The 22,510-nt window shown below is 71.7% G+C and carries 16 protein-coding genes; 10 read left to right on the top strand and 6 right to left on the bottom strand.

The features are described 5' to 3' along the window. The first annotated feature begins 78 nt into the window (after nt 1-78). From AC0666_RS03545 to AC0666_RS03530, 4 genes are all read left to right on the top strand, one after another. Entirely contained in the window at nt 79-1,470 is a 1,392-nt protein-coding gene (locus AC0666_RS03545) for an ABC transporter substrate-binding protein (RefSeq protein ID WP_478707009.1), read from the top strand. Nucleotides 1,471-1,474: 4 nt separating this feature from the next. Further along, on the top strand, nt 1,475-2,836 hold the full coding sequence (locus AC0666_RS03540; RefSeq protein ID WP_468968451.1) for a carbohydrate ABC transporter permease: 1,362 nt from the start codon (nt 1,475-1,477) through the stop codon (nt 2,834-2,836). Then, nucleotides 2,833-3,708, top strand: a complete 876-nt coding sequence (locus AC0666_RS03535) for a carbohydrate ABC transporter permease (protein ID WP_468968454.1) — start codon at nt 2,833-2,835, stop codon at nt 3,706-3,708. The genes AC0666_RS03540 and AC0666_RS03535 overlap by 4 nt, the downstream gene beginning before the upstream one ends. Nucleotides 3,709-4,200: 492 nt before the next feature. Further along, complete coding sequence (locus tag AC0666_RS03530; RefSeq protein WP_478707008.1) at nt 4,201-6,477, top strand: bifunctional glycosyltransferase/CDP-glycerol:glycerophosphate glycerophosphotransferase; 2,277 nt, start codon at nt 4,201-4,203, stop codon at nt 6,475-6,477. A gap of 67 nt (nt 6,478-6,544) precedes the next feature. On the opposite strand, the gene AC0666_RS03525 is transcribed toward AC0666_RS03530, so the two are convergent. Next, nucleotides 6,545-7,192, bottom strand: a complete 648-nt coding sequence (locus AC0666_RS03525) for a TetR/AcrR family transcriptional regulator (RefSeq protein WP_478707007.1) — start codon at nt 7,190-7,192, stop codon at nt 6,545-6,547. A gap of 158 nt (nt 7,193-7,350) precedes the next feature. On the opposite strand from AC0666_RS03525, the gene AC0666_RS03520 reads away from it, so the two are divergent. From AC0666_RS03520 to AC0666_RS03510, 3 genes are all read left to right on the top strand, one after another. Continuing rightward, a complete protein-coding gene (locus AC0666_RS03520) occupies nt 7,351-8,223 on the top strand; it encodes an ABC transporter permease (RefSeq protein WP_468968461.1) in 873 nt (290 codons plus the stop codon). 88 nt (nt 8,224-8,311) lie between these two features. Then, nucleotides 8,312-9,067 (top strand): ABC transporter ATP-binding protein, encoded by a 756-nt coding sequence (locus AC0666_RS03515; protein WP_469156514.1) that lies wholly within the window; start codon nt 8,312-8,314, stop codon nt 9,065-9,067. Between the two features lie 251 nt (nt 9,068-9,318). Next, the gene (locus tag AC0666_RS03510; RefSeq protein ID WP_478707006.1) at nt 9,319-9,945 is read left to right on the top strand and encodes a septum formation family protein; all 627 of its coding nucleotides are present in this window, start codon (nt 9,319-9,321) and stop codon (nt 9,943-9,945) included. A gap of 122 nt (nt 9,946-10,067) precedes the next feature. Here the strand turns inward: AC0666_RS03510 and AC0666_RS03505 are convergent, their stop codons facing one another. The 3 genes from AC0666_RS03505 to AC0666_RS03495 all read right to left on the bottom strand — a co-directional run bounded on the left by AC0666_RS03505 (nt 10,068) and on the right by AC0666_RS03495 (nt 16,582). Then, a complete protein-coding gene (locus tag AC0666_RS03505; protein ID WP_468968466.1) occupies nt 10,068-15,029 on the bottom strand; it encodes an NAD-glutamate dehydrogenase in 4,962 nt (1,653 codons plus the stop codon). Nucleotides 15,030-15,383: 354 nt separating this feature from the next. Then, nucleotides 15,384-16,085 carry an HAD family hydrolase gene (locus AC0666_RS03500; RefSeq protein ID WP_468582686.1) on the bottom strand — a complete coding sequence of 234 codons (702 nt, stop codon included), beginning with the start codon at nt 16,083-16,085 and terminating at the stop codon, nt 15,384-15,386. Continuing rightward, nucleotides 16,082-16,582, bottom strand: a complete 501-nt coding sequence (locus tag AC0666_RS03495; protein ID WP_361724751.1) for a DUF6912 family protein — start codon at nt 16,580-16,582, stop codon at nt 16,082-16,084. Before AC0666_RS03495 ends, AC0666_RS03500 begins: the two co-directional genes overlap by 4 nt. 298 nt (nt 16,583-16,880) lie before the next feature. Between AC0666_RS03495 and AC0666_RS03490 the strand changes: the two genes are divergently transcribed. Then, the gene (locus tag AC0666_RS03490; RefSeq protein WP_468968469.1) at nt 16,881-17,294 is read left to right on the top strand and encodes an Rv3235 family protein; all 414 of its coding nucleotides are present in this window, start codon (nt 16,881-16,883) and stop codon (nt 17,292-17,294) included. A 13-nt stretch (nt 17,295-17,307) separates the two neighbouring features. Here the strand turns inward: AC0666_RS03490 and AC0666_RS03485 are convergent, their stop codons facing one another. After that, a complete protein-coding gene (locus AC0666_RS03485) occupies nt 17,308-17,460 on the bottom strand; it encodes a hypothetical protein (RefSeq protein ID WP_468968471.1) in 153 nt (50 codons plus the stop codon). Nucleotides 17,461-17,626: 166 nt separating this feature from the next. After that, a complete protein-coding gene (secA, locus tag AC0666_RS03480; RefSeq protein WP_478707005.1) occupies nt 17,627-20,407 on the bottom strand; it encodes a preprotein translocase subunit SecA in 2,781 nt (926 codons plus the stop codon). Nucleotides 20,408-20,635: 228 nt separating this feature from the next. On the opposite strand from secA, the gene AC0666_RS03475 reads away from it, so the two are divergent. Beyond that, entirely contained in the window at nt 20,636-21,217 is a 582-nt protein-coding gene (locus tag AC0666_RS03475; RefSeq protein WP_468968476.1) for a GNAT family N-acetyltransferase, read from the top strand. Nucleotides 21,218-21,226: 9 nt separating this feature from the next. Then, entirely contained in the window at nt 21,227-22,429 is a 1,203-nt protein-coding gene (locus tag AC0666_RS03470; protein ID WP_478707004.1) for a winged helix-turn-helix domain-containing protein, read from the top strand. Nucleotides 22,430-22,510: the final 81 nt, after the last annotated feature.

The following is a 22,510-nucleotide window of genomic DNA, read 5'->3' as shown; positions in this document are numbered from 1 at the left end:
GAGGCGGTATTGCGTGGGGCGCGCGGATCAGCGTAGACCTGTGGCACCAGTCACACCACGGGCATCGGGGGCAGAACCATGCGCAGGCACGGAACGAGCCGTACGAAGAACCGGAGGAGCAGCCGCCGGGCGTACATCCTGGCGGCCCTCGCCGCCGCGGGCGCGCTCACGCTGAGCGCCTGCGGGGACGGCGACGGCAAGAAGGAGGCCACGTCCCCCGGCGGCGAGGCCGCACCGACGGGGCAGCGGGTGCAGTTACCGCAGCTGAACGGCGAGAAGCTGGAGGTCGCGGCCGTCTGGACGGGACCGGAGCAGGCCAACTTCACCAAGGTCCTCAAGGAGTTCGAGAAGCGGACGGGCGCCACGGTCACCTTCGTCCCGGCCCAGGACCCCATCGTCACCTTCCTCGGTACGAAGATCGCGGGCGGGCAGCCGCCGGACGTGGCGCTCCTCCCGCAGGTCGGCGCGCTGGTCTCAGCGGTGCAGAACAAGTGGGTGCAGCCGGTCGGCCCGGAGGCCCAGGCCCAGCTCGACCAGAACTACTCGGGCGGCTGGAAGACGCTGGGTGCGGTCGGCGGCACCCAGTACGGCGTGTACTACAAGGCCGCCAACAAGTCGCTGATCTGGTACAACGCCAAGGCCTTCGAGGCGGCGGGCGTGCAGCCCCCGAAGACGTGGAAGGACCTGCTGACGGCCGCCGACACCCTCTCCGCGTCGGGCACCCCGGCGGTGTCGGTGGCGGGTGCGGACGGCTGGACGCTGACCGACTGGTTCGAGAACGTCTACCTCTCCCAGGCGGGCCCGCAGAAGTACGACCAGCTCTCCAAGCACCAGATCAAGTGGACGGACGACAGCGTCAAGCAGGCGCTGACGACCCTCGGTGAGCTGTTCGGCCGCAAGGACTTCCTGGCGGGCGGTCCCAGCGGGGCGCTGGCCACCGAGTTCCCGAAGTCGGTGACCCAGACGTTCACCGGCGGTGACCGGCCGGCGGCGGCGATGGTCTTCGAGGGCGACTTCGTGGCGGTGAACATCGCGCAGACGGAGGCGAAGGTGGGCAAGGACGCCCTCGTCTTCCCGTTCCCGGCGGTCGGCGACAAGGCGCCGGTGGTCTCGGGCGGGGACGTGGCCGTCGCCCTCAAGGCGTCGAAGGGCGCGCAGGCGCTGCTGACCTTCCTGGCGTCGGCGGACGCGGCGGAGATCCAGGCCCGCGAGGGCGGTTTCATCTCCCCGAACAAGGCGGTCGACCCGAAGGCCTATCCGAACGACATCCAGCGCAACATCGCCAAGGCGCTGATCGCGGCGGGCGACGACTTCCGCTTCGACATGTCGGACCAGGCCCCGGCGGCCTTCGGCGGGACCCCGGGCGCGGGCGAGTGGAAGGCGCTCCAGGACTTCCTGGCGAACCCGTCGGACGTGGCGGGCACGCAGGCCATACTGGAGGCGGACGCGGCCAAGGCGTTCGGGAACTGACCCGGTGACGGCCATCCCCACGGTCCCGGCCGCCCCGCCGGCCGGGACCGCTCCCGGATCGGGCCGGTCCGCGGAGGCCAGGCGCCGCCGCCTGATCGCGGCGGCGTTCCTCCTGCCGGCCCTGGTACTGCTCGGCGCGCTCGTCGTGCACCCCATCGGCTACTCGGTCTACCGCAGCTTCTTCGACCGCTCCGGCGACGGCTTCGTCGGCGGGGACAACTACCTGGAGATCCTGCACGACGACACGATCCGCACCGCCCTGAAGAACACGGCGGTGTGGGTGGTGCTGGCGCCGACCACGGCCACCGCCCTCGGCCTGATCTTCGCGGTGCTCACCGAACGGGTGCGCTGGGGCACGGCGTTCAAGCTGCTCGTCTTCATGCCGATGGCGATCTCGATGCTGGCGGCGGGCATCATCTTCCGGCTCGTCTACGACCAGGACCCCGATCGTGGGGTGGCCAACGCGGTGTGGGTCGGGGTGCACGACACGTTCGCCCCGTCCTCGGCCTTCCCCAAGGCCCGCCCCGGCCGGGACTCCCCCCTGGTCCCGGCCCAGGGCGCCGCCGCGGGTGGCTTCGTGACCCGGGATCCGGTACGGGCCGGGGTGCCGGTGCTGCTGCCGCTCGTCGGGGTCGCGCCCGAGGCGCTGCCCGAGGGGACCCGTACGGCCGCTGCCGCCGGGGCCGAGCCCGGCAAGGTCACCGGGACGGCCTGGCAGGACTTCACCCGGGGCGGCGGCGGCCGGGCCAACGCGGTCGACCCCGCAGAGTCCGGCTTCTCCGGGATGCGGATCGAGGCGGTCAAGGACGGCCGGGTCGTGGACACGGCGACGACCCGCGCCGACGGCACCTTCTCCCTGTCCGAGAAGGCCGACGGGGCGCTGCTGCGGCTGCCCGCGTCGAACTTCAAGGAGGCGTACGCGGGGGTGGAGTGGCTCGGCCCGACGCTGGTCACCCCGGCGGTCATCGGGGCGTACGTGTGGATGTGGGCCGGCTTCGCGATGGTGCTGATCGGGGCCGGGCTGGCGGCCGTACCCCGGGAGCTGCTGGAGGCGGCGCGGGTGGACGGGGCGAACGAGTGGCAGGTGTTCCGCCGGGTCACCGTCCCGCTGCTGGCGCCCGTGCTGGCGGTGGTGCTCGTCACCCTCGTCATCAACGTGATGAAGATCTTCGACCTGGTCTTCGTGATCGCGCCGGGCTCGGTCCAGGACGACGCGAACGTGCTCGCGCTCCAGCTCTACCGCACGTCCTTCGGCACGGACGCCGATCCGGGGCTGGGCAGCGCCATCGCGGTGCTGCTGCTGGTGCTGGTGGTCCCGGTGATGCTCTACAACATACGCAGGCTGCGTAAGGAGGGAGCCCGATGAGCTCCTCTGCCCAGGCCCGTCCGGCTGCCCGAGCCGGCCGCCTCGCGGCCGCCGCGACGGCCGGGGCCGTGCGTGTGTTCCTGGTCCTGGCCGCGCTCTTCTGGCTGGTGCCGACGCTCGGGCTGCTGCTGTCGTCCCTGGTGTCGTCCAAGGACCTGAACGCGGGCGGCTGGTGGCAGGTGCTGACCGCCCCCTCCCGGCTCACCACCGAGAACTACTCGGCCCTCCTCGCCAACGACACGATCACCAGGTCGCTGCTGAGCACGGTGTTGATCACCGTCCCGGCCACCGCGCTCGTCCTCGTCCTGGGCGCGTTCGCCGGATACGCCTTCGCCTGGCTGGATTTCCCGGGCCGGGACTGGCTGTTCCTGGTGGTGGTCGGGCTGCTGGTGGTGCCGGTGCAGGTGGCCCTGATCCCGGTGTCCGAACTCTTCGGCTCCATCGGCCTGTTCGAGACGACGGCCGGGGTGGTCCTCTTCCACACCGCGTTCGGTCTGCCGTTCGCCGTGTTCCTGCTGCGCAACTTCTTCGCGGAGATCCCGCGGGAGCTGCTGGAGGCGGCGCGCCTCGACGGGGCGGGTGAACTGCGGCTGTTCACACGGGTGGTGCTGCCGCTGGGCGGTCCGGCGATCGCCTCCCTCGGCATCTTCCAGTTCCTGTGGGTGTGGAACGACATGCTGGTCGCCCTGGTCTTCGCGGACTCGACGCACCCACCGGTCACGGTCGCCCTCCAGCAGCAGGTACGGCAGTTCGGCAACAACATCGACGTGCTGGCGCCCGGCGCGTTCCTGTCGATGGTGGTGCCGCTCGTGGTGTTCTTCGCCTTCCAGCGGCAGTTCGTCTCGGGGGTGATGGCGGGAGCCGTCAAGTGACCGCCACCAAGTGACCGCCACGGTCGAGGGCACCGACCGCCTGCCCGGACCGGCCCGGAAAGCGGGGGCGGGGAGGCGAGCAGACAGGGCACCATCCGGCCGCCCGGACCGGCCCCGATAGCGGGGGCGGGGTCGGCCGGGGGCAGGGACCCGCGAGGAGAGGGGGCCCGTGCGCAGGTGCGGGACCGTGGATGGCCCCTGGCTGTCAACGCCCCCCTCGGGTGCCCCCTCTTCCCGCAGGTCCCACCACCGACCAGCCTGCTCCCGCAAGCGGGGCCGGTCCGGCCCGGGCGGCCCCCTACCCGCCGCTCCACCTCCCCCACCGCCGAGGACAGTGGCGTGCCCCCGGGGCTCCGGCCCGGCCCTGTTGACACTCCGTGACCCGAATGCCACACCTCGCGTAACCCCGTCCAAGGGGTGGGGGTTCCCCGGGGGCACCCCGCCAGCGGTGGCCGGGGGAGCACCATGCCCGCGCCGACCCCTGGATGTGCCGTGCCCCGGTTCAGCGTCATCGTGCCCGCGTACAAGGTGCAGGCGTACCTGCAGGAGAGTCTGGACTCGGTCCTTTCCCAGTCGTACGCGGACCTGGAACTGATCGCGGTGGACGACGCCTCACCCGACGCCTGCGGTTCGATCATCGACGAGTACGCGGCCCGGGACCCCCGCGTGACCGCCGTCCACCTGGCGCACAACCTGGGCCTGGGCCCGGCCCGCAACGTGGGTCTGGCCCGGGCCACCGGCGACTACCTGGTCTTCCTCGACGGGGACGACACCCTCGCGCCGGGCGCCCTGCAGGCCATCACGGACCGGCTGAAGGACACGGGCTCCCCGGACGTCCTGGTCTACGACTACGCGCGCATCTTCTGGACCGGCGAACTGGTGCGCAACCGCCTCTCCCACCGGCTCTCCGAACAGGGCCCGGCCAGCTTCCGGCTGGCGGACCGCCCCGCGCTGCTCGGCATGCTGATGGTGGTGTGGAACAAGGCGTACCGCCGGGAGTACGTCGAGCGCGAGGGCCTGAGCTTCCCGCCCGGCCTCTACGAGGACACCCCCTGGACCTATCCGGCGCTGCTCGCCGCCGAGTCGGTGGCCGTCCTGGACCGGGTGTGCGTGCACTACCGCCAGCGGCGCACCGGCTCGATCCTGACCACCACCAGCCGCCGCCACCTCGACATCTTCGACCAGTACGACCGGGTCTTCGGCTACCTCGGCAGCCGCCCGGAGCTGGAGCGCTGGCGGCCGACCGTCCACCGGCGCATGGCCGAGCACTTCTGCGCCCTGTACGCCGACCCGCGCCGCCTCCCCCGGGCGAGCCGGGCCGAGTTCTTCGCGCGGGCTTCGGCGCTGCTGCGCCGCTACCGCGCCCCGGGCCCGCCGCCGCTGTCACCGTCCCGGACGGACCGGATCCGCCACACCCTGATGCGGGCGGGCCTGCGCCGGACGTACCGCACCCTGTCGGTGCTGCGCTCGGCAGCGCTGGCGGCGGGCCGTGCGGCCGTGCTCCTGGGGCGGGGCCTGTGCGAGACGGGGCTGCGCCTGCACTACCGGGTCCAGCGGCTGCTGCCGCTGCGGTCGGAGCTGGCGGTCTTCTCCGCGTACTGGCACGGCGGCTACGCCTGCAATCCGGCGGCGATCGAGGCCAAGCTGCGCGAGCTCGCGCCCCGGATGCGGACGGCGTGGATCTGCGACTCGGAGCACGCGGGCACGCTTCCGCCGGAGACGGCCATGCTCCGGCCGGGCTCGGCCGCGTACTGGACGGCCCTGGCCCGCGCCACGTACCTCACCACGAACGTCAACTTCGACCGCGCCCTGGTCAAGCGGCCCGGCCAGATCCTGCTCCAGACGCAGCACGGCACCCCGCTCAAGCGGGTCGGGCTGGACCTCCAGGACCGCCCGGCGGCCACCCCGACGACGGACTTCGCCGGTCTGCTGCGCGGCGCCGACCAGTGGGACTTCCTGCTCTCCTCGAACCGCCACTCCACCCTGGTGTGGGAGAAGGCCGTCCCCGCCGCGTACACCACGCTGGAGTACGGCTACCCGCGCAACGACGTCTTCCACCGGGCCACCGCGCAGGACGTCCTGCGGCTGCGCGAGAAGCTCGGCATCCCGGAGGGCTCCACGGCGATCCTGTACGCGCCGACGCACCGGGACTACCGGCGCAGCCGGCCGGAGCACCTGGACTTCGAGCGGGTGCTGCGGGACCTGGGGCCGCGTTTCGTGCTGCTGCGGCGGACGCACCTGACGTACGCGGATGCGGCGGGGACCCCTCCGGTGCGCCATCCCCGGCTGATCGAGGTGTCCTCGTACCCCTCGGTGGAGGAACTGTGCCTGGCGTCGGACGCGTTGGTGACGGACTACTCGTCCCTGATGTTCGACTACGCGGCGCTGGACCGGCCGATGGTGATCCACGCGGACGACTGGGAGGCGTACGAGGCCGCCCGCGGCACCTACTTCGACCTGCGGTCGTGTCCGCCGGGTGCGATCGCCCGGACCGCGGACGAGCTGGTGGACATCTTCGCCACGGGCCGCTGGCAGGGGTCGCGCTCGGCGCAGCTGCGGGCCGCGTTCCGGGCCCGGTTCTGCGCCTTCGACGACGGGCATGCCGCCGAGCGGGTCGTGCGCCGGGTCTTCCTGGGCCAGCCGGTGCCGGTCCCGGCGGTGATCCCGCCGGCCGACCGCCGGCCCGCTCCCGCGGCCCCGTCCTGCGCCCCTGCTCCGGCTTCCGCGCCCACTCCGGCCCCGCTGACCACTCCGGGACTCCGGCCGTAGGCGCGGTCCCCGACAGCTTCCGGATATTCGCCAGCGCTGTTCCGGGTCGCGTTCTACACGCGGTAGCTCAGGCCCGTTCCGGGCAATCGCGTTCCGGGCCGGCCGCGAGGCCGGCCGCCACGGAGCGGGCCAGGTCGTCCAGGTAGGCCGCCGGGACCTCGTCGCGGACCACGACCTGGCGCCAGTACAGCGGGCCGATCGCCAGGTCGAGCGCCCGCCCCGCGTCCACGCCGGGCGGCAGCTCGCCCCGGGCGACCGCCTCGGACACGATGCCCTCGGCCATCCTGCGCTCCCCGTCCAGCAGGGCTCCGCGCACCGCGTCCGCGATCTCGGGGTTGCGCGCCGCCTCCACCAGCAGGTCGGGGATCACCGCCGAGGCCACCGGGTGCCGCAGCACGTGCGACATCACCTCCAGCAGGGCCCGTACGTCCCCGTACAGGGAGCCCGTCGCCGGCACCGGCAGGCCGTCCACCGCGAAGGCGCCCACCAGGTCGAGGACCAGGTGGAGCTTCGACTTCCACCGCCGGTAGACGGCCGTCTTCCCGACGCCCGCCCGCCGGGCGATCCCCTCGATCGACATCCGGGCGAAGCCGACCGCGGCCAGCTCATCCACGACCGCCGCCCGGATGGCCTCGGTGACGTCCTCGCGCAGGACGGCGGCGCCGGCCGGGGCCCGGCGGGTGGGGGCGGGAGTGGGGGTGGGATCCGTGGTCATGCACAGAGCATAGCCGCGGCGCGTCACGACGATACGGTTGCGTTCCGACGTGCTGCACCCTAACCTCGCCGTAGCGACGATACGGACCCGTTCCGTCGCTCTCCCGGCCTGCGGCCGGGACCTGCCCCAGCCGGTGCCCCCAGTCGAAAGCGACGACCGTGACCACCACCCCCGCAGAACTGGCGGCAGCCCACGGGCTGACCCTCAGCGGCGCCCGCCCCTCGCTCCCCGCTTACGTGCGCCAACTCTGGGGACGCCGCCACTTCGTGACCGCGTACGCCACCGCCCGGATGCACGCCACGTACAGCACGGCCAAACTCGGCCAGGTCTGGCACCTGGTGACGCCGCTGCTCAACGCGGCCGTCTACTACTTCGTCTTCGGCGTCGCCATGCGCGCCAGCCACGGCGTGCCCGACTACCTGCCGTTCCTGATCACCGGCGTCTTCGTCTGGGACTTCATCGGCAGCTCCGTCAACGCGGGCACCCGGGCCGTCCACGGCAATCTCGGCCTGGTCCGCGCCCTGCACTTCCCGCGCGCCAGCCTGCCCATCTCCACGGTCGTGCAGCTCTTCCAGCAGCTGCTCGTCACCATGGGCGCGCTCGTCATCCTGCTGCTGGCCTTCGGTCAGACCCCGGGCCCGCGCTGGCTGCTGGCCGCTCCGACCCTCCTGCTGATGGCCGTCTTCTGCGCCGGCTGCGCCATGGTCATGGCCCGTATCGGCAGCAAGAGCCCAGACGTCAGCCAGCTGATGCCGTTCGTCCTGCGGACCTGGATGTACTCCTCCGGCGTCATGTGGTCCATCGACCAGATGCTCACCAAGGACGACCTGCCGCACTGGGTGATGACCGCGCTCAAGCTCAACCCCGCGGCCGTCTACATCGACCTGATGCGGTACGCGCTGATCGACAGCTTCACCCCGCACGCCCTGCCCCACCACGTGTGGGCCGTCGCCATCGGCTGGGCGCTGCTCGCCGGAGTCGGCGGATTCATCTACTTCTGGAAGGCTGAGGAGGAGTACGGCCGTGGCTGACACCGCGACGTCCAGCGCGACGTCCACCGCGACGTCCACCGCGACGGCGACCCGCACGCCGGCCGCGGCGGTCGTCCCCGACACCCGCATGCCCACCGTCATCGCCGACGAGGTCCACGTCGTCTACACGGTGCACGGCGCCGGCTCCCGCAAGGGCACCGCGACCGCCGCCCTCAGCCGGATCTTCTCCGGCAGGCCCGCCCCGGGCGTCCGCGAGGTGCATGCCGTCAAGGGCGTCAGCTTCACCGCGTACAAGGGCGAGGCCATCGGCCTCATCGGCACCAACGGCTCGGGCAAGTCCACCCTGCTCAAGGCCATCGCCGGCCTCCAGCCCGTGGCCCGCGGCAGGATCTACTCCCACGGCCAGCCCTCCCTGCTGGGCGTGAACGCCGCCCTGATGAACGACCTGACCGGCGAGCGCAACGTCGTCCTCGGCGGCCTCGCGATGGGCATGTCCAAACAGCAGGTCCGCGAGCGCTACCAGGACATCGTCGACTTCTCCGGCATCAACGAGAAGGGCGACTTCATCTCCCTGCCGATGCGGACGTACTCCTCCGGCATGGGCGCCCGGCTGCGCTTCTCCATCGCCGCCGCCAAGGACCACGACGTCCTGATGATCGACGAGGCCCTGGCCACCGGTGACGCCGCCTTCCAGCGCCGCAGCCAGGCCCGCATCGAGGAGCTCCGCGAGCGGGCCGGCACCGTGTTCCTCGTCAGCCACGGCATCCACACGGTCCGTGAGACCTGCGACCGGGCGATCTGGCTGGAGGCCGGCGTCCTGCGCATGGACGGCCCCTCCGCCGAGGTCTGCGACGCGTACGAGAGGTTCACGGCGGGCCGCTGAGCCCGGGGTCCACGACGACGGGCGTGGCCGCGCCACCCTGGGTAGCGTAGGTAGTGCACCACGCCGGACGGGAAGTGGCACCGCTGGCGCCCGTCGCCGTCGGCCGTGCCGGGATCGGGCCGCCCGACAGCTCACCGAGCATGCCGGAGCCGGCCGTCTCCGGGCGCCGTGCGCCCCGGCAGGCCCGGCGGCCGCGGTGTCACCGCCCGGCTGTGGGCTGCGGCTCCCCCATACAAGGAGGCCGGTGCACCATGTCCAGACCGCCACCGCCACCACCGCCGCCACCGTCGCCGCCCGATCCCCATCCGCGGTGGGGGCAACCCGGGCAGCCCGGACCGCCCGGGCCGCAGACGCCGCGCAAGACCAAGCCGCGGACCGTCCTGGCGCTCCTCGTGCTCGGCGTGGCCACCGTGCTCGCGCTGGTCTACTTCGGAGTGCTGGACGACGGTCCCCCTCCGAAGCGCGACGCCGGCGGTCAGGTCACCGAGGAGGGCTCCAGCGATACGGAAGACGTCCGCAAGGGGGACTGCTTCACCACGGACGACGATCTGACCAAGAAGAAGGATGCAGACGCCGGCGTGTCGGTGCGCGTGGTCCCCTGCGACCAGCCCCACGAGGGGGAGGCGTACGCCGTCTTCACGCTGGAGGACGGTCCGTACCCCGGCAAGGAGCAGATCGTCCGGATCGCCGACGAGAAGTGCGGCAGCGCAGCGCTCACCGCCTACACGGGCGATGCCGCCAAGCTCCCCCAGAAGATGGAGCCGATCTACAACTATCCGCAGTCCTCCACCTGGGACCTCGGCGAGCGCAACGTCATCTGCTTCCTGGGCGACCCCACCGGTAAGAGCACCGGCTCGGTCCGCGCTCCCGGTTCCTGAGCCCGGCTCCCCGCATCCCCACCGGCGGCGGAACGCGGAAGCCCACCGCCGGCGCCATGCCGAAGGGCGGCCCGGGATCCGAGATCCCGGGCCGCCCTTCAGCCGTCAACGCCCCGCAGCGGTCAGCTGTGCGCGCGCAGCAGGGAACGCATCGTCCGCATCGCCACCGACAGGTTCGCCAGGTCGAAGTCGTCCGAGCCCCGGATCTCGTCCAGGGTCGTCCGGGCCCGGCTGATGATCGCCGCGTTCTTCTCCTCCCACGCCTTGAAGCGCTGCTCGGGAGTGGAGTCGCCGTTGCCCACCGCCAGTACGTCGGCGGTCAGCGCGGCGTGCGCCGCGAACAGGTCCTCGCGGATGGAGGCGCGGGCCATGGACTGCCAGCGGTCGGCCCGCGGCAGCTCGATGATCCGGTCCATCAGCTGGGTGATGTCCAGGCGGTCGGCGAGGTCGTAGTACACCTCGGCGACGTCCAGCGGGTCCACGCCGGTGCGGTCCGCGATCGCGACGATGTCGAGCGTCGGGAAGGCCGAGGAGAATCCGGCGACCTTGGCCGCCAGCTCGTCCGGCACGCCCTCGTCGGTCAGCTCGTCCACGATCGACTGGTACCACTCCAGGTCCGCGCCGCGCACCAGCTTGGGCAGCTCGTCCCAGACCTGGCGCACCCGCTCACCGAAGAGCTCGATCGTCTCGGTGATCTGGAGCGGCTGCGGCCGGTTGTTCAGCAGCCAGCGGGTGCCGCGCTCGACCAGGCGCCGCGAGTGCAGCCGCACCCGGGTCTGGACGTCGGCCGCGACGCGGTTGTCCAGGGCCTCGACCGCGTCCCACACCTCGGCCAGGCCGAAGATCTCGCGGGCCGCGAGCTGTGCCCGGACGATCTCCTCCACCGAGGCTCCGGTCTCCTCCCGCAGGCGGTGCAGGAAGGTCGAACCACCGGTGTTGACGGTGTCGTTGACCAGGACGGTGGTGATGATCTCGCGGCGCAGCGCGTGCCCGTCGATCTGGTCCGCGAACTTCGCGCCCAGCGCGGCCGGGAAGTACGCGTGCAGCAGGCGGCGCAGGTACGGGTCGTCGGGGAGCCCGGTGGCGATGAGGTCGTCCGCCACCGTGATCTTGGTGTAGGCCAGCAGGACGGCGAGCTCCGGCTGGGTCAGGCCCTTGCCGTTGTTCAGCAGCTCGCGGATCTGCCGGTCGGTGGGCAGGAACTCCAGGCTCCGGTTCAGCAGGCCGTCGCCCTCCAGGCGGCGCATGAAGCGCTGCTGGGCGTGCAGCAGGCTGGGGGCCTGGGCCGCACCGTTGGCGAGGGCCACGTTCTGCGCGTAGTTGTTGCGCAGCACGAGCCTGCCGACCTCGTCGGTCATTTCCGCCAGCAGCTTGTTGCGCTGCTTGACGGTCATGTCGCCGTCGGCGACGACCGCGTTGAGCAGGATCTTGATGTTCACCTCGTGGTCGGAGGTGTCCACGCCGGCGCTGTTGTCGATGGCGTCGGTGTTGACCTTGCCGCCCTCGCCGCCGGCGCCGATCCGGGCGAACTCGATACGGCCGAGCTGGGTCAGGCCCAGGTTGCCGCCCTCGCCGATCACCTTGGCGCGGACGTCGCCGCCGTTGACGCGGATCGCGTCGTTGGCCTTGTCGCCGACGTCCCCGTGCGTCTCGGTCGCCGCCTTGACGTACGTACCGATGCCGCCGTTCCACAGCAGGTCCACGGGGGCCTGGAGGATCGCCTGCATCAGCTCGGCCGGGGTCATCTTGGTGACGCCCGCCTCGATGCCGAGGGCGGCGCGCACCTGCGCGTTGACCGGGATCGCCTTCGCGCTGCGCGGGTGGATCCCGCCGCCCGCGGAGAGCAGTTCGGTGTTGTAGTCGGCCCACGAGGAGCGCGGCAGGTCGAACAGGCGCCGGCGCTCGGCGTACGAGGTCGCCGCGTCCGGGGTCGGGTCGATGAAGATGTGCCGGTGGTCGAAGGCCGCCACCAGGCGGATGTGCTCGGAGAGCAGCATGCCGTTGCCGAAGACGTCACCGGACATGTCGCCGACGCCGACGACGGTGAAGTCCTCGGACTGGGTGTCGTGGCCGAGCTCGCGGAAGTGCCGCTTGACCGACTCCCAGGCGCCGCGGGCGGTGATGCCCATGCCCTTGTGGTCGTAACCGGCCGAGCCGCCCGAGGCGAACGCGTCGCCCAGCCAGAAGCCGTACGCCTCCGCGACGCCGTTGGCGATGTCGGAGAAGGTCGCGGTGCCCTTGTCGGCGGCGACGACGAGGTAGGTGTCGTCCTCGTCGTGGCGGACCACGTCCTTGGGGTGCACGACCTCGCCCCCGACCATGTTGTCGGTGATGTCGAGCAGCGCGGAGATGAAGATCTTGTACGAGGCGATGCCCTCGGCGAGCCACGCGTCGCGGTCCACCGACGGGTCCGGCAGGTTCTTGGCGACGAAGCCGCCCTTGGCGCCGACGGGCACGATGACGGTGTTCTTGACCATCTGCGCCTTGACCAGGCCGAGGATCTCCGTACGGAAGTCCTCGCGGCGGTCGGACCAGCGCAGGCCGCCTCGGGCGACCTTGCCGAAGCGCAGGTGGACGCCCTCGACGCGCGGGGAGTACACCCAGATCTCGAAGGCCGGGCGCGGCGCCGGGAGTTCCGGGATCGCCTGCGGGTCGAACTTCATCGACACGTAGGCGTGCTGCTCGCCATCGGCGTTGAGCTGGAAGAAGTTGGTGCGCAGCGTCGCCTTGATGAGGGTGAGGAAGGACCGCAGGATCCGGTCCTCGTCGAGCGAGGCGACCTGGTCGAGCGCGCCGTCCAGCTCCTCCAGCATGGCGTCGATCAGCTCGGTGCCGGCGGCCTGGCGGTGGGGCGACAGGCGGGCCTCGAACAGCGAGATCAGCAGCCGGGTGGTGTGGACGTTGTTGCGGAGGGTGTCCTCCATGTAGTCCTGGCTGAAGTTCACGCCGGCCTGGCGCAGGTACTTGGCGTACGCGCGCAGCACCACGGCCTGGCGCCAGGTGAGCCCGGCGCTCAGGACCAGGGTGTTGAAGTTGTCGTTCTCGGCGTCGCCCCGCCAGACCGCGGCGAAGGCGTCCTGGAAGCGCTCGCGGGCGTCGTCGCCGAGGTAGTGGTCGCCGGCGCCGGCCAGCGGCATCCGCAGGCCGAAGTCGTAGATCCAGGCGTTGCTGCGGTCGCTGCGGCGCAGCTCGTACGGGCGCTCGTCGGTGACTTCGACGCCCAGGCGCTGGAGCACCGGCAGGACCGCGGACAGCGAGACCTGCTCACCGGTGCGGTAGATCTTGAACCGGCGCTCGCCGGGGCCCGCGCCGACCGGCTCGTACAGGGAGAGCGCGAACTCGCCCTCGCCGGCGGAGAGCCGCTCCAGGTGGCACAGGTCGGCCACGGCCGCGCGCGGCGAGTGGTCGGCCTTGTAGCCCTCGGCGAAGGCGGTGCCGTACTTGCGCAGCAGTTCGGCGGCGCGCTCCTCGCCCAGCTCTGCGACCAGGGCCTCGCCGAAGCCGTCGGCCCAGGAGCGGGCGGCCTCGACCAGGCGGGTCTCGACGCGCTCGACGTCGGCGTCGGTCAGCGCGGGCAGCTCGGTGCCCTGCGGGACGCGGACGACGAAGTGGATGCGGGAGAGGATCGACTCGGTGTTCCAGGCGGTGAAGTCGACGCTGATGCCGCCGAGCTCCTCCTTCAGGATGTCCATCAGCCGCAGCCGGACACCGGTGGTGAAGCGGTCGCGCGGAAGGTAGACGAGGGCCGAGTAGTAGCGGCCGTACTCGTCCTGGCGCAGGTACAGCCGCAGCTTGCGGCGTTCCTGGAGGTACAGGACGGAGGTGGCGATCTCGCGGAGCTTGTCGACCGGGGTCTGGAACAGCTCGTCGCGCGGGTAGGTCTCCAGGATCTGCAGCAGGTCGCGGCCGTCGTGGCTGCTCGGGGCGAACCCGGCGCCTTCGAGGACCTCGGCGACCTTGCGGCGGATGACCGGGACGCGGCGCACGGACTCGGTGTACGCGGCGGAGGAGAACAGGCCGAGGAAGCGGCGCTCGCCCACGACGTTGCCGTCCGCGTCGAACTTCTTCACGCCGACGTAGTCGAGGTACGAGGGGCGGTGCACGGTGGAGCGGCTGTTGGCCTTGGTCAGCACCAGCAGGCGGTGCTCGCGGGCCTTGGCGCGCGCGTCGGCCGGCAGCCGGTTGAAGGACGGCGAGACCGGGTGGCCGTCGTCCTTGCCGCTGTGGTGCGGGTCGGAGCGCAGGATGCCGAGGCCGGTGCCGGGGACGGCGGCCAGCGAGTCGTCGACGAGGTTGTACTCGCGGTAGCCGAGGAAGGTGAAGTGGTCGTCGGAGAGCCAGCGCAGCAGCTCCCGGGCCTCTTCGAGCTCGTACTCGCGCAGGTCCGGGGCGACCGGCTCGTCGGGCAGGCCGTCGGCGATGCGCAGCGCGGCGTCGCGCATCTTCTCCCAGTCCTCGACGGCCTCGCGCACGTCGGACAGGACGCGCTGGAGGTCGGCGGTGATCTGCTTGAGGTCGGCGCGGTCGGTCTCGCGGTCGATCTCGACGTGGATCCAGGACTCGACGAGGGAGTCGTGGGGGCGCGCGGTGCGGGGGCCGTGGGCGTCGCAGTCGGGGCCGAGGATCTCGATCAGCTTGCCGGTGATGTCCCGGCGGACGACGACCTGGGGGTGGATCACGACGTGGATGCCGCGGCCCTGGCGCGAGAGCTCGTTGGTGACGGAGTCGACGAGGAAGGGCATGTCGTCGGTGACGACCTCGACGACCGAGTGGCTGGAGGTCCAGCCGTTCTCCTCGACCGTGGGGGTGTGCACGCGGACGCTCGCGGTGCCCTGCGGGCGCTTCTCGGCCAGCCGGTAGTGGGAGAGCGCGGCCCCGAACACGTCGACCGGGTCCCGGTCCAAGAGGTCCTCGGGGGCGGTGTGCAGGTAGTAGCGCTGGAGGTAGGCGAGAGTCGTGTCCGGGTCGGGACGCTCCCCCTGCTCGGACCCAGTCGGAAGTAGCCCCCCGGCCGGGCTGTGCTCAGCTACCCGGGCCGCCCTCGTGAGCAGCTCGGCCTTTGCTTCGTCCAGCTTGGTCTGCATGTCCTCTGGCTCCTGTCGCGCGCCATTGCGTGACGTAGGTGAAGGAAGGAATGACGTAGCGCCGCGAGGCGGGGTGTCCGTCCGGAATCGGCGCCATGCCGTGGTGAGAGCCGGCCGGGAGGGAACAGGCCATGATCGGCTGGGGCTCCCGGCGGCAGGGATCAGCGAAGGCCCGGGCACGGTCGTGCGCCGGGCGCTGGCCGGAGGCTGCGGTGCCTCCGATGACTATCGCGCTGATCACGGGTACCAGGCTATCTCGCCGCACCCCCTGTCCGTCACGCACCAGATCTGTACAAAAGCAGGTCCGGAACTTTGACGTAGTGCGCAGTGACGCGGGCGGGTTCGTGCAAGTACTTATTCGGCCAGGCGGCGAGCAGCGCGTACGGCTTCTGCCAGGGTGTCGACGACTTCCACGCCCGCCGATTCCAGACTGCGGCGGCTGTGCGAACCACCCGTGTAGAGGACGGCTCTCGCACCTACGTGCGCAGCGGCCAGCGCGTCGTCGACGGCGTCGCCGATCAGGATCGTATGACCGGCCGACACCCCGCTGTCCGCCAATGCGGCCATATGGCGGACGAGGTGGCCGGCCTTCGAGGTGTGCGAAGGGCCGACCCGCCCGTCGACGCGCAGGAAATGCCGGTCGATGCCGTGGGCCTGGACCAGCGGCAGAAGTTTCTCGTGGGGTGCGAGGGAGAGCAGGGACTGGGTGAGTCCCTCCGCCTGCCAGTCGTGCAGCAGCTCCCGGGCCCCTTCGGTGAGCCCGGCGGCATCGGCGGCGGCCCAGTAGTACCGGTGGAAGGTGTCGTCCATGACGGCCCATTCCGCCTCGGTGGGCAGCCGACCCATCAGCCGTTCGTAGAACTTCGGTACCGGGACGACGTACAGCTCGCGGTACTGCTCCAGCGTGACCGGCGCGAAGCCGAACTCGGCGAAGGAGGCGTTCGTCGCGGCGAGGACCGCGTCGATGTCGTGCAGCAGGGTGCCGTTCCAGTCCCAGACTATGTGGACGGGCGCGGAGGGGTTGCCGGGGCGGGTGGCGGTGGCCGGAATGCTCACTTCAGCAGCCCCGGGATCTCCTGGACGCCGAACCAGAGCAGCTCGTGGTCCTCGGCACCGTCCACCGTGAACCGGGCGTCGTCGTCGCCGCGGTCGGCGGCGGGGACGGCGGCAGCGGCGGCGCTGACATCGGCCTCGGCGTCCTCGGCGTCGACGTGGACGGCCGCGGCCACGGCGAGCCGGACGGCGCCGGCGAGGGTCACCTGGCCGAGGGTGGCCTCGTCGAGCCCGGGGGTGGCGGTGGCGGCCTTGTCGTCGACGTCGAGTGCGACCACGACCCGCTTGCGGGGGGCGGCCGGGTCCTCGGCCAGCATCCGCAGGGAGGCGGCCGCGGCCCGGCTCAGGGCGGCGTACTCCAGCTCCTCGATGTCGTCCGACACGTACCACTCGCGCAGCCCGGGCGTGACCGCGTACGCGCGCAGCGGGGCGGGGCCCAGCTCACCCGCCTTGTGCGCCTCGGCGAGCCCGGGGAGGGTCAGGGGGACGTACACGCGCATGGCCGGCTGCTTTCGGTAGTCGTCAAACCCCCTCAGGATACGGCCGTACGGCCTTTTCCGGCGGCGGCCGTCCCCTTTCGGGCTGTTGCCCCGCGGCCGGATCACGTCCACCAGGGACTCCGCTGCCCGCGCCCGGCGCCGCGGGCGGGCCCGGCCGGGCACTCGGATAGGTGAACGCGGAGCCGCTCTTCCGTGCACCTCCGGGGCCGTTGCGGAGGGTGGGCAGGGCCCGTAGAAGATCCCCTATCAAGTTACCGCCCGGTACCACTTCGGGCCCGGACTTCTCGGGGACCACGCCATGACCAGGAACACCACCCGGCCCCCCGGCCGCCACGACCAGCGCCGCCCGTGCGGCCCCCGCCGCCCGCGCGGCCCGCACGACTGGTTCGCGGAACGGCTGCTCGCGGTGGTCAGCGGCCAGCGGCCGGTGCACTCCCTGCTCGGCCTCACCGTCGGTCCGGCCTACGACCAGCTCGTCACCCTGGCCACCGCAGGCCCCGCCCATGACCCCGGCGGCCGGGCAGAACCGAGGCGCGAGCGGCTGCGCCCGGTCCTGCGGCACTGCGGGCGCTTCCACCCCGGCCCGGGCGTCATCGAGGCCTTCGCCCGCATCGCCACGGGCGACCGCGTCTCGGCGATGGCCTTCCGCCTCGAACAGGGCCCGGACCTCCGCTGGCGCTGTGCGGCCGTCGAAATGGCCCCCCTCCCGTGAGGACCCCGCCCGCCTACCGGCTGGTCCACCAGGCGGCCCCGGTGCCGGTGGCCGTGGTCACGAGCGTGATGAGCCAGACGGGAACGCGGTGAATGATCACGTGGAGCCCGCCGCAACGGAGTTCGAACTGCGGCTGTGTGCGGCTGGGCTCAACTCGCTTGTCCATGGCCCCAGTCAAGCACCGCCCGTACTCCCCTTGTCACGGGCGGAAGCTGTACAAGAGCGGGGGCGGAACTTTGACGATGTGGACAGCTACGCGCCGTACGACGCCGCCGGGGCCGGACACCGTTCCTGGTGTCCGGCCCCGGCAGGGGTGCCCGTGCGGGCAGCGGTTACTTCTTGCGGCGGCGGCCGCCGGCGGCCTTCTGGGCCTTGCGGCGCTCGGCCCGCGTCATCCCCGCCTCGGCCTCGTCGGCCTCGAAGTCGCCCTCGACCACGCCGCCCTCGCCGTCCACCGACGGGGCGGAGAAGTGCAGGCGGTCCGGACGCTGCGGGGTGTCCAGGCCCTTGGCCCGGATCTCCGGCCGCGCGGCCGCGGCCACCGCGGGCTCGATGTCCTGCACCGGGACCTCCTCGACCTGCTGTTCGACCTGGACCTCCAGGTTGAACAGGTAGCCGACGGACTCCTCCTTGATGCCCTCCATCATGGCGTTGAACATGTCGAAGCCCTCACGCTGGTACTCGACCAGCGGGTCCTTCTGGGCCATCGCCCGCAGGCCGATGCCCTCCTGGAGGTAGTCCATCTCGTACAGGTGCTCGCGCCACTTGCGGTCCAGGACCGACAGCACCACGCGCCGCTCCAGCTCACGCATGATGTCGGAGCCGAGCGCCTTCTCGCGAGCCTCGTACTGCTCGTGGATGTCGTCCTTGACGGACTCCGCGATGAAGTCGGCGGTGATCCCCGCACGGTCCCCCGCGGCCTCCTCCAGCTCCTCAACCGTCACCTTGATCGGGTAGAGCTGCTTGAAGGCGCCCCACAGCCGGTCCAGGTCCCACTCCTCGGCGAAGCCCTCGACCGTCTCGGCCGCGATGTACGCGTCGATCGTGTCGTCCATGAAGAAGCGCACCTGCTCGTGCAGGTCCTCGCCCTCCAGGACGCGGCGGCGCTCGCCGTAGATGACCTCGCGCTGGCTGTTGAGGACCTCGTCGTACTTCAGGACGTTCTTGCGGGTCTCGAAGTTCTGGGTCTCGACCTGCGACTGGGCCGACGCGATCGCGCGCGTCACCATCTTGTTCTCGATCGGCACGTCATCCGGCACGTTCGCCATCGACATGACGCGCTCGACCATCTGCGCCTTGAACAGCCGCATCAGGTCGTCGCCGAGCGACAGGTAGAAGCGGGACTCGCCCGGGTCGCCCTGACGGCCGGAGCGGCCGCGCAGCTGGTTGTCGATACGGCGTGACTCGTGCCGCTCGGTGCCCAGCACGTACAGCCCGCCGAGCGCCTTGACCTCCTCGAACTCGGCCTTCACGGCCGCCTCGGCGCGCTGGAGCGCGGCGGGCAGCGCGTGCGCCCACTCCTCGATGTGCTCCTCCGGGTCGAGGCCCTGCTGGCGCAGCTCGGCCTCGGCGAGGTCGTCCGGGTTGCCGCCGAGCTTGATGTCGGTACCGCGGCCGGCCATGTTGGTGGCGACGGTGACGGCGCCGCGGCGGCCGGCCTGGGCGACGATCGAGGCCTCGCGCTCGTGGTGCTTCGCGTTCAGCACCTCGTGCGGGATGCCCCGCTTGGAGAGCTGCTGGGAGAGGTACTCGGACTTCTCGACCGACGTCGTACCGACGAGGATCGGCTGGCCCTTCTCGTGCTTCTCCGCGATGTCGTCGACGACGGCGGCGAACTTCGCGACCTCGGTCCGGTAGATCAGGTCCGGCTGGTCCTTGCGGACCATGTCCCGGTTGGTCGGGATCGGGACGACACCGAGCTTGTAGATCTGGTGGAACTCGGCGGCCTCGGTCATGGCCGTACCGGTCATGCCGGACAGCTTGGTGTAGAGGCGGAAGAAGTTCTGGAGGGTGATCGTGGCGAGGGTCTGGTTCTCGTCCTTGATCTCCACCCCTTCCTTCGCCTCGATCGCCTGGTGCATGCCCTCGTTGTAGCGGCGGCCGGCGAGGATACGGCCGGTGTGCTCGTCGACGATCATGACCTCGCCGTCGATGACGACGTAGTCCTTGTCGCGCTTGAACAGCTCCTTGGCCTTGATGGCGTTGTTCAGGTAGCCGACGAGCGGGGTGTTCACCGACTCGTAGAGGTTCTCGATGCCGAGCCAGTCCTCGACCTTGGCGACACCGGCCTCGTGGATGGCGACGGTGCGCTTCTTCTCGTCGACCTCGTAGTCGCCGGTCTCCTCGATGCCCTTCAGCGGCTGGCCGGCCTCGCCCTTGGTGAGGCGGGTGACCAGCTTGGCGAAGTCGGCGTACCACTTGGTCGCCTGGTCGGCCGGACCGGAGATGATCAGCGGCGTACGGGCCTCGTCGACGAGGATGGAGTCGACCTCGTCGACCACGGCGAAGTTGTGGCCGCGCTGCACCAGCTCGTCCTTCGACCACGCCATGTTGTCGCGCAGGTAGTCGAAGCCGAACTCGTTGTTCGTGCCGTACGTGATGTCGCAGTTGTACTGCTCGCGGCGCTGCGCCGGCGACATGTTCGCCAGGATGCAGCCGACCTCCAGGCCGAGGAACTTGTGCACCCGGCCCATCAGCTCTGAGTCGCGCTCGGCGAGGTAGTCGTTCACCGTGATCAGGTGGACGCCCTTGCCGGACAGGGCGTTCAGGTACGCGGGAAGCGTGCCGACGAGGGTCTTGCCCTCACCGGTCTTCATCTCGGCGACGTAGCCGAGGTGCAGCGCCGCGCCGCCCATGATCTGGACGTCGTAGTGCCGCTGGCCGAGGACGCGCTTGGCGGCCTCGCGGACGGTCGCAAAGGCCTCCGGCAGCAGGTCGTCCAGGCTCTCGCCGTCCTGGTAGCGCTGCTTGTACTCGTCCGTGAGCGCCCGCAACTCGGCGTCGGAGAGGTTGACGAAGTCCTCTTCGATGGAGTTGACCTGGTCCGCGATGCGGTGCAGTTTGCGCAGGATCTTGCCTTCGCCTGCACGCATGAGCTTGTTGAAGACGGACACCGAGGTTTGTCTCCTTGCCGGTCGGGCCTGGGCACTGGTTCGTACGCGGGCACGGAGGGTGGGCCCCACCGCAACGGCCATCGTAAGCGAGGACGCGGTCGCGTCGGGAGGTCCGCCGCATCCGCAGGGCGCGGGCACCCGGAATGAGAACGTGCGCGACGCCCGGAAGGTGCCGGTGTAACCGAAAACTGTTCGCGGTGTCCCCCGGACGGCGACCACAATCCGTGCATGGAACCCCTCACCCTGAGCACCGAGCGACTGAGCCTGCGGCCGTTCACCCCCGCGGACGAGGACGAGGTGTACGCCGCCGCGCAGGACCCGGACGTCCAGCGCTGGACGATGGTCCCCTCCCCCTACACCCGCGAGGACGCCCGCGGCTTCGTCGGCGAGATCGTCCCGAACGGCTGGCGCGAGGACACCGGCTACGCCTTCGCGGTCCGGCTGGGCGGGGACGGACCGCTGGTCGCGGCCGTCGGCGTGCACGTCCGCGGACCCGGCGCGTACGAGATCGGCTACTGGGCGGTCAAGGAGCACCGGGGTCGCGGCTACATGACCGAGGCCGTGCTGGCCGTGGCCCGCTGGGCCTTCACCGAGGTGGGCGCCGCCCGGCTGGAATGGCGTGCCGAGGTCGGCAACGCCGGGTCCCGCGCCGTCGCCGAGAAGGCCGGCTTCCGCATGGAGGGCGCACTGCGCGCCGCCCTGGAGAAGAACGGCACGGTGCGGGACTGCTGGATAGGCGCCCTGCTCCCCTCGGACCTCGGCCTGCCCTCCGCGCTCCCGTACCTCCCCGCTGTCAGTGGGGGGATCTAGGGTGCGGTCATGACGACCGCACCGCCGCCGACCCTGTCCCTGTCCGCCGACGAGGCCCGCCGCATCGCCCTGCGCGCCCAGGGCTTCCTGGGGGCGCCCGACCGGCGCGGCGGGGTCCGGGGCGTACTGCGCCACCTGGGCGCGGTGCAGCTCGACACGATCTCCGTACTGGCCCGCTCGCACGAGCTGGTCCCGTACGCGCGGCTCGGCGCGGTGGGCCGGGCGGCGGTCGAGTCGGCGTACTGGTCGACCGGAGCCGAGGGCACGCCTTCGGCAGGCCCCCACGCCTTCGAGTACTGGTCGCACGCGGCCTGCATCCTGCCCATCGAGGAGTGGCCGCACTTCGCCTTCCGGCGCCGGGAGCGCCGGGCCCGTGGGCACCGCTGGCACGTCCTCCAGGACAAGGAGCGCTCGACGAAGGCGGTGCTGGACCGGCTCCGGTCCGACGGGCCGCTCACCTCGACCGAGCTGGGCGGCGCCAAGAACGGCGGCGAGTGGTTCGAATGGTCCGAGACCAAGATCGCCGTGGAGTGGCTGCTGGACACCGGTGAGGTGGTCTGCACGGAGCGGCGCGGCTGGAAGCGGGTCTACGACCTGCCGGAGCGGGCGGTTCCGGACGCCCTGCTCCATGACGACATGGACGACCGCGAGTGCCTGCGCCGCCTGGTGGCGCTGGCCGGCCAGTCCCTGGGCGTCGGCACCCGGGCCGACCTCGCGGACTACCACCGCCTCAAGGGCGAGCAGGTCGACGCGGTGATCGCCGACTCGGGGCTGGTGCCGGTGGAGGTCGAAGGCTGGGGCAGGCCCGCCTGGGCGGACCCGGCCGCGCTGGCCACCGTCCCGCGGGGCCGCCACCGCACGACCCTGCTCTCCCCGTTCGACTCCCTGGTGTGGGACCGCCCCCGCACGGAGCGCATCTTCGACTTCACCCACCGCCTGGAGGCGTACGTGCCCAAGCCCCGGCGGATACACGGCTACTTCGCGATGCCGCTGCTCGCGGGCGGCCGGCTCCAGGGCCGCGTCGACCCGGCCCGGGAAGGCCGCACCCTGGTGGCCCGCCAGCTCTCCCTGACCGGGCTGAAGGCCGCCCGCCCGATGGCGGAGGCCCTGCGCGAGGCGGCGGACTGGGTCGGCTGCGACGCCGTCCGCATCGACCGCACCGCCACCCCCGCCGAGGCCGAGGCCGTCACGGCGGAACTGGCCGCGCTCTAGGCGCGGCGGGGCCCGCAGTTGAGCCCCCGGGGGCGGGAGCCCGCCGGGGCGGGAGCCCGCGGGGGCGGGAGCCCGCGGGGC

The organism is Streptomyces sp. NPDC043680 (genome assembly GCF_056436685.1).
This window is presented reverse-complemented; position numbering and strand designations above follow the sequence as displayed.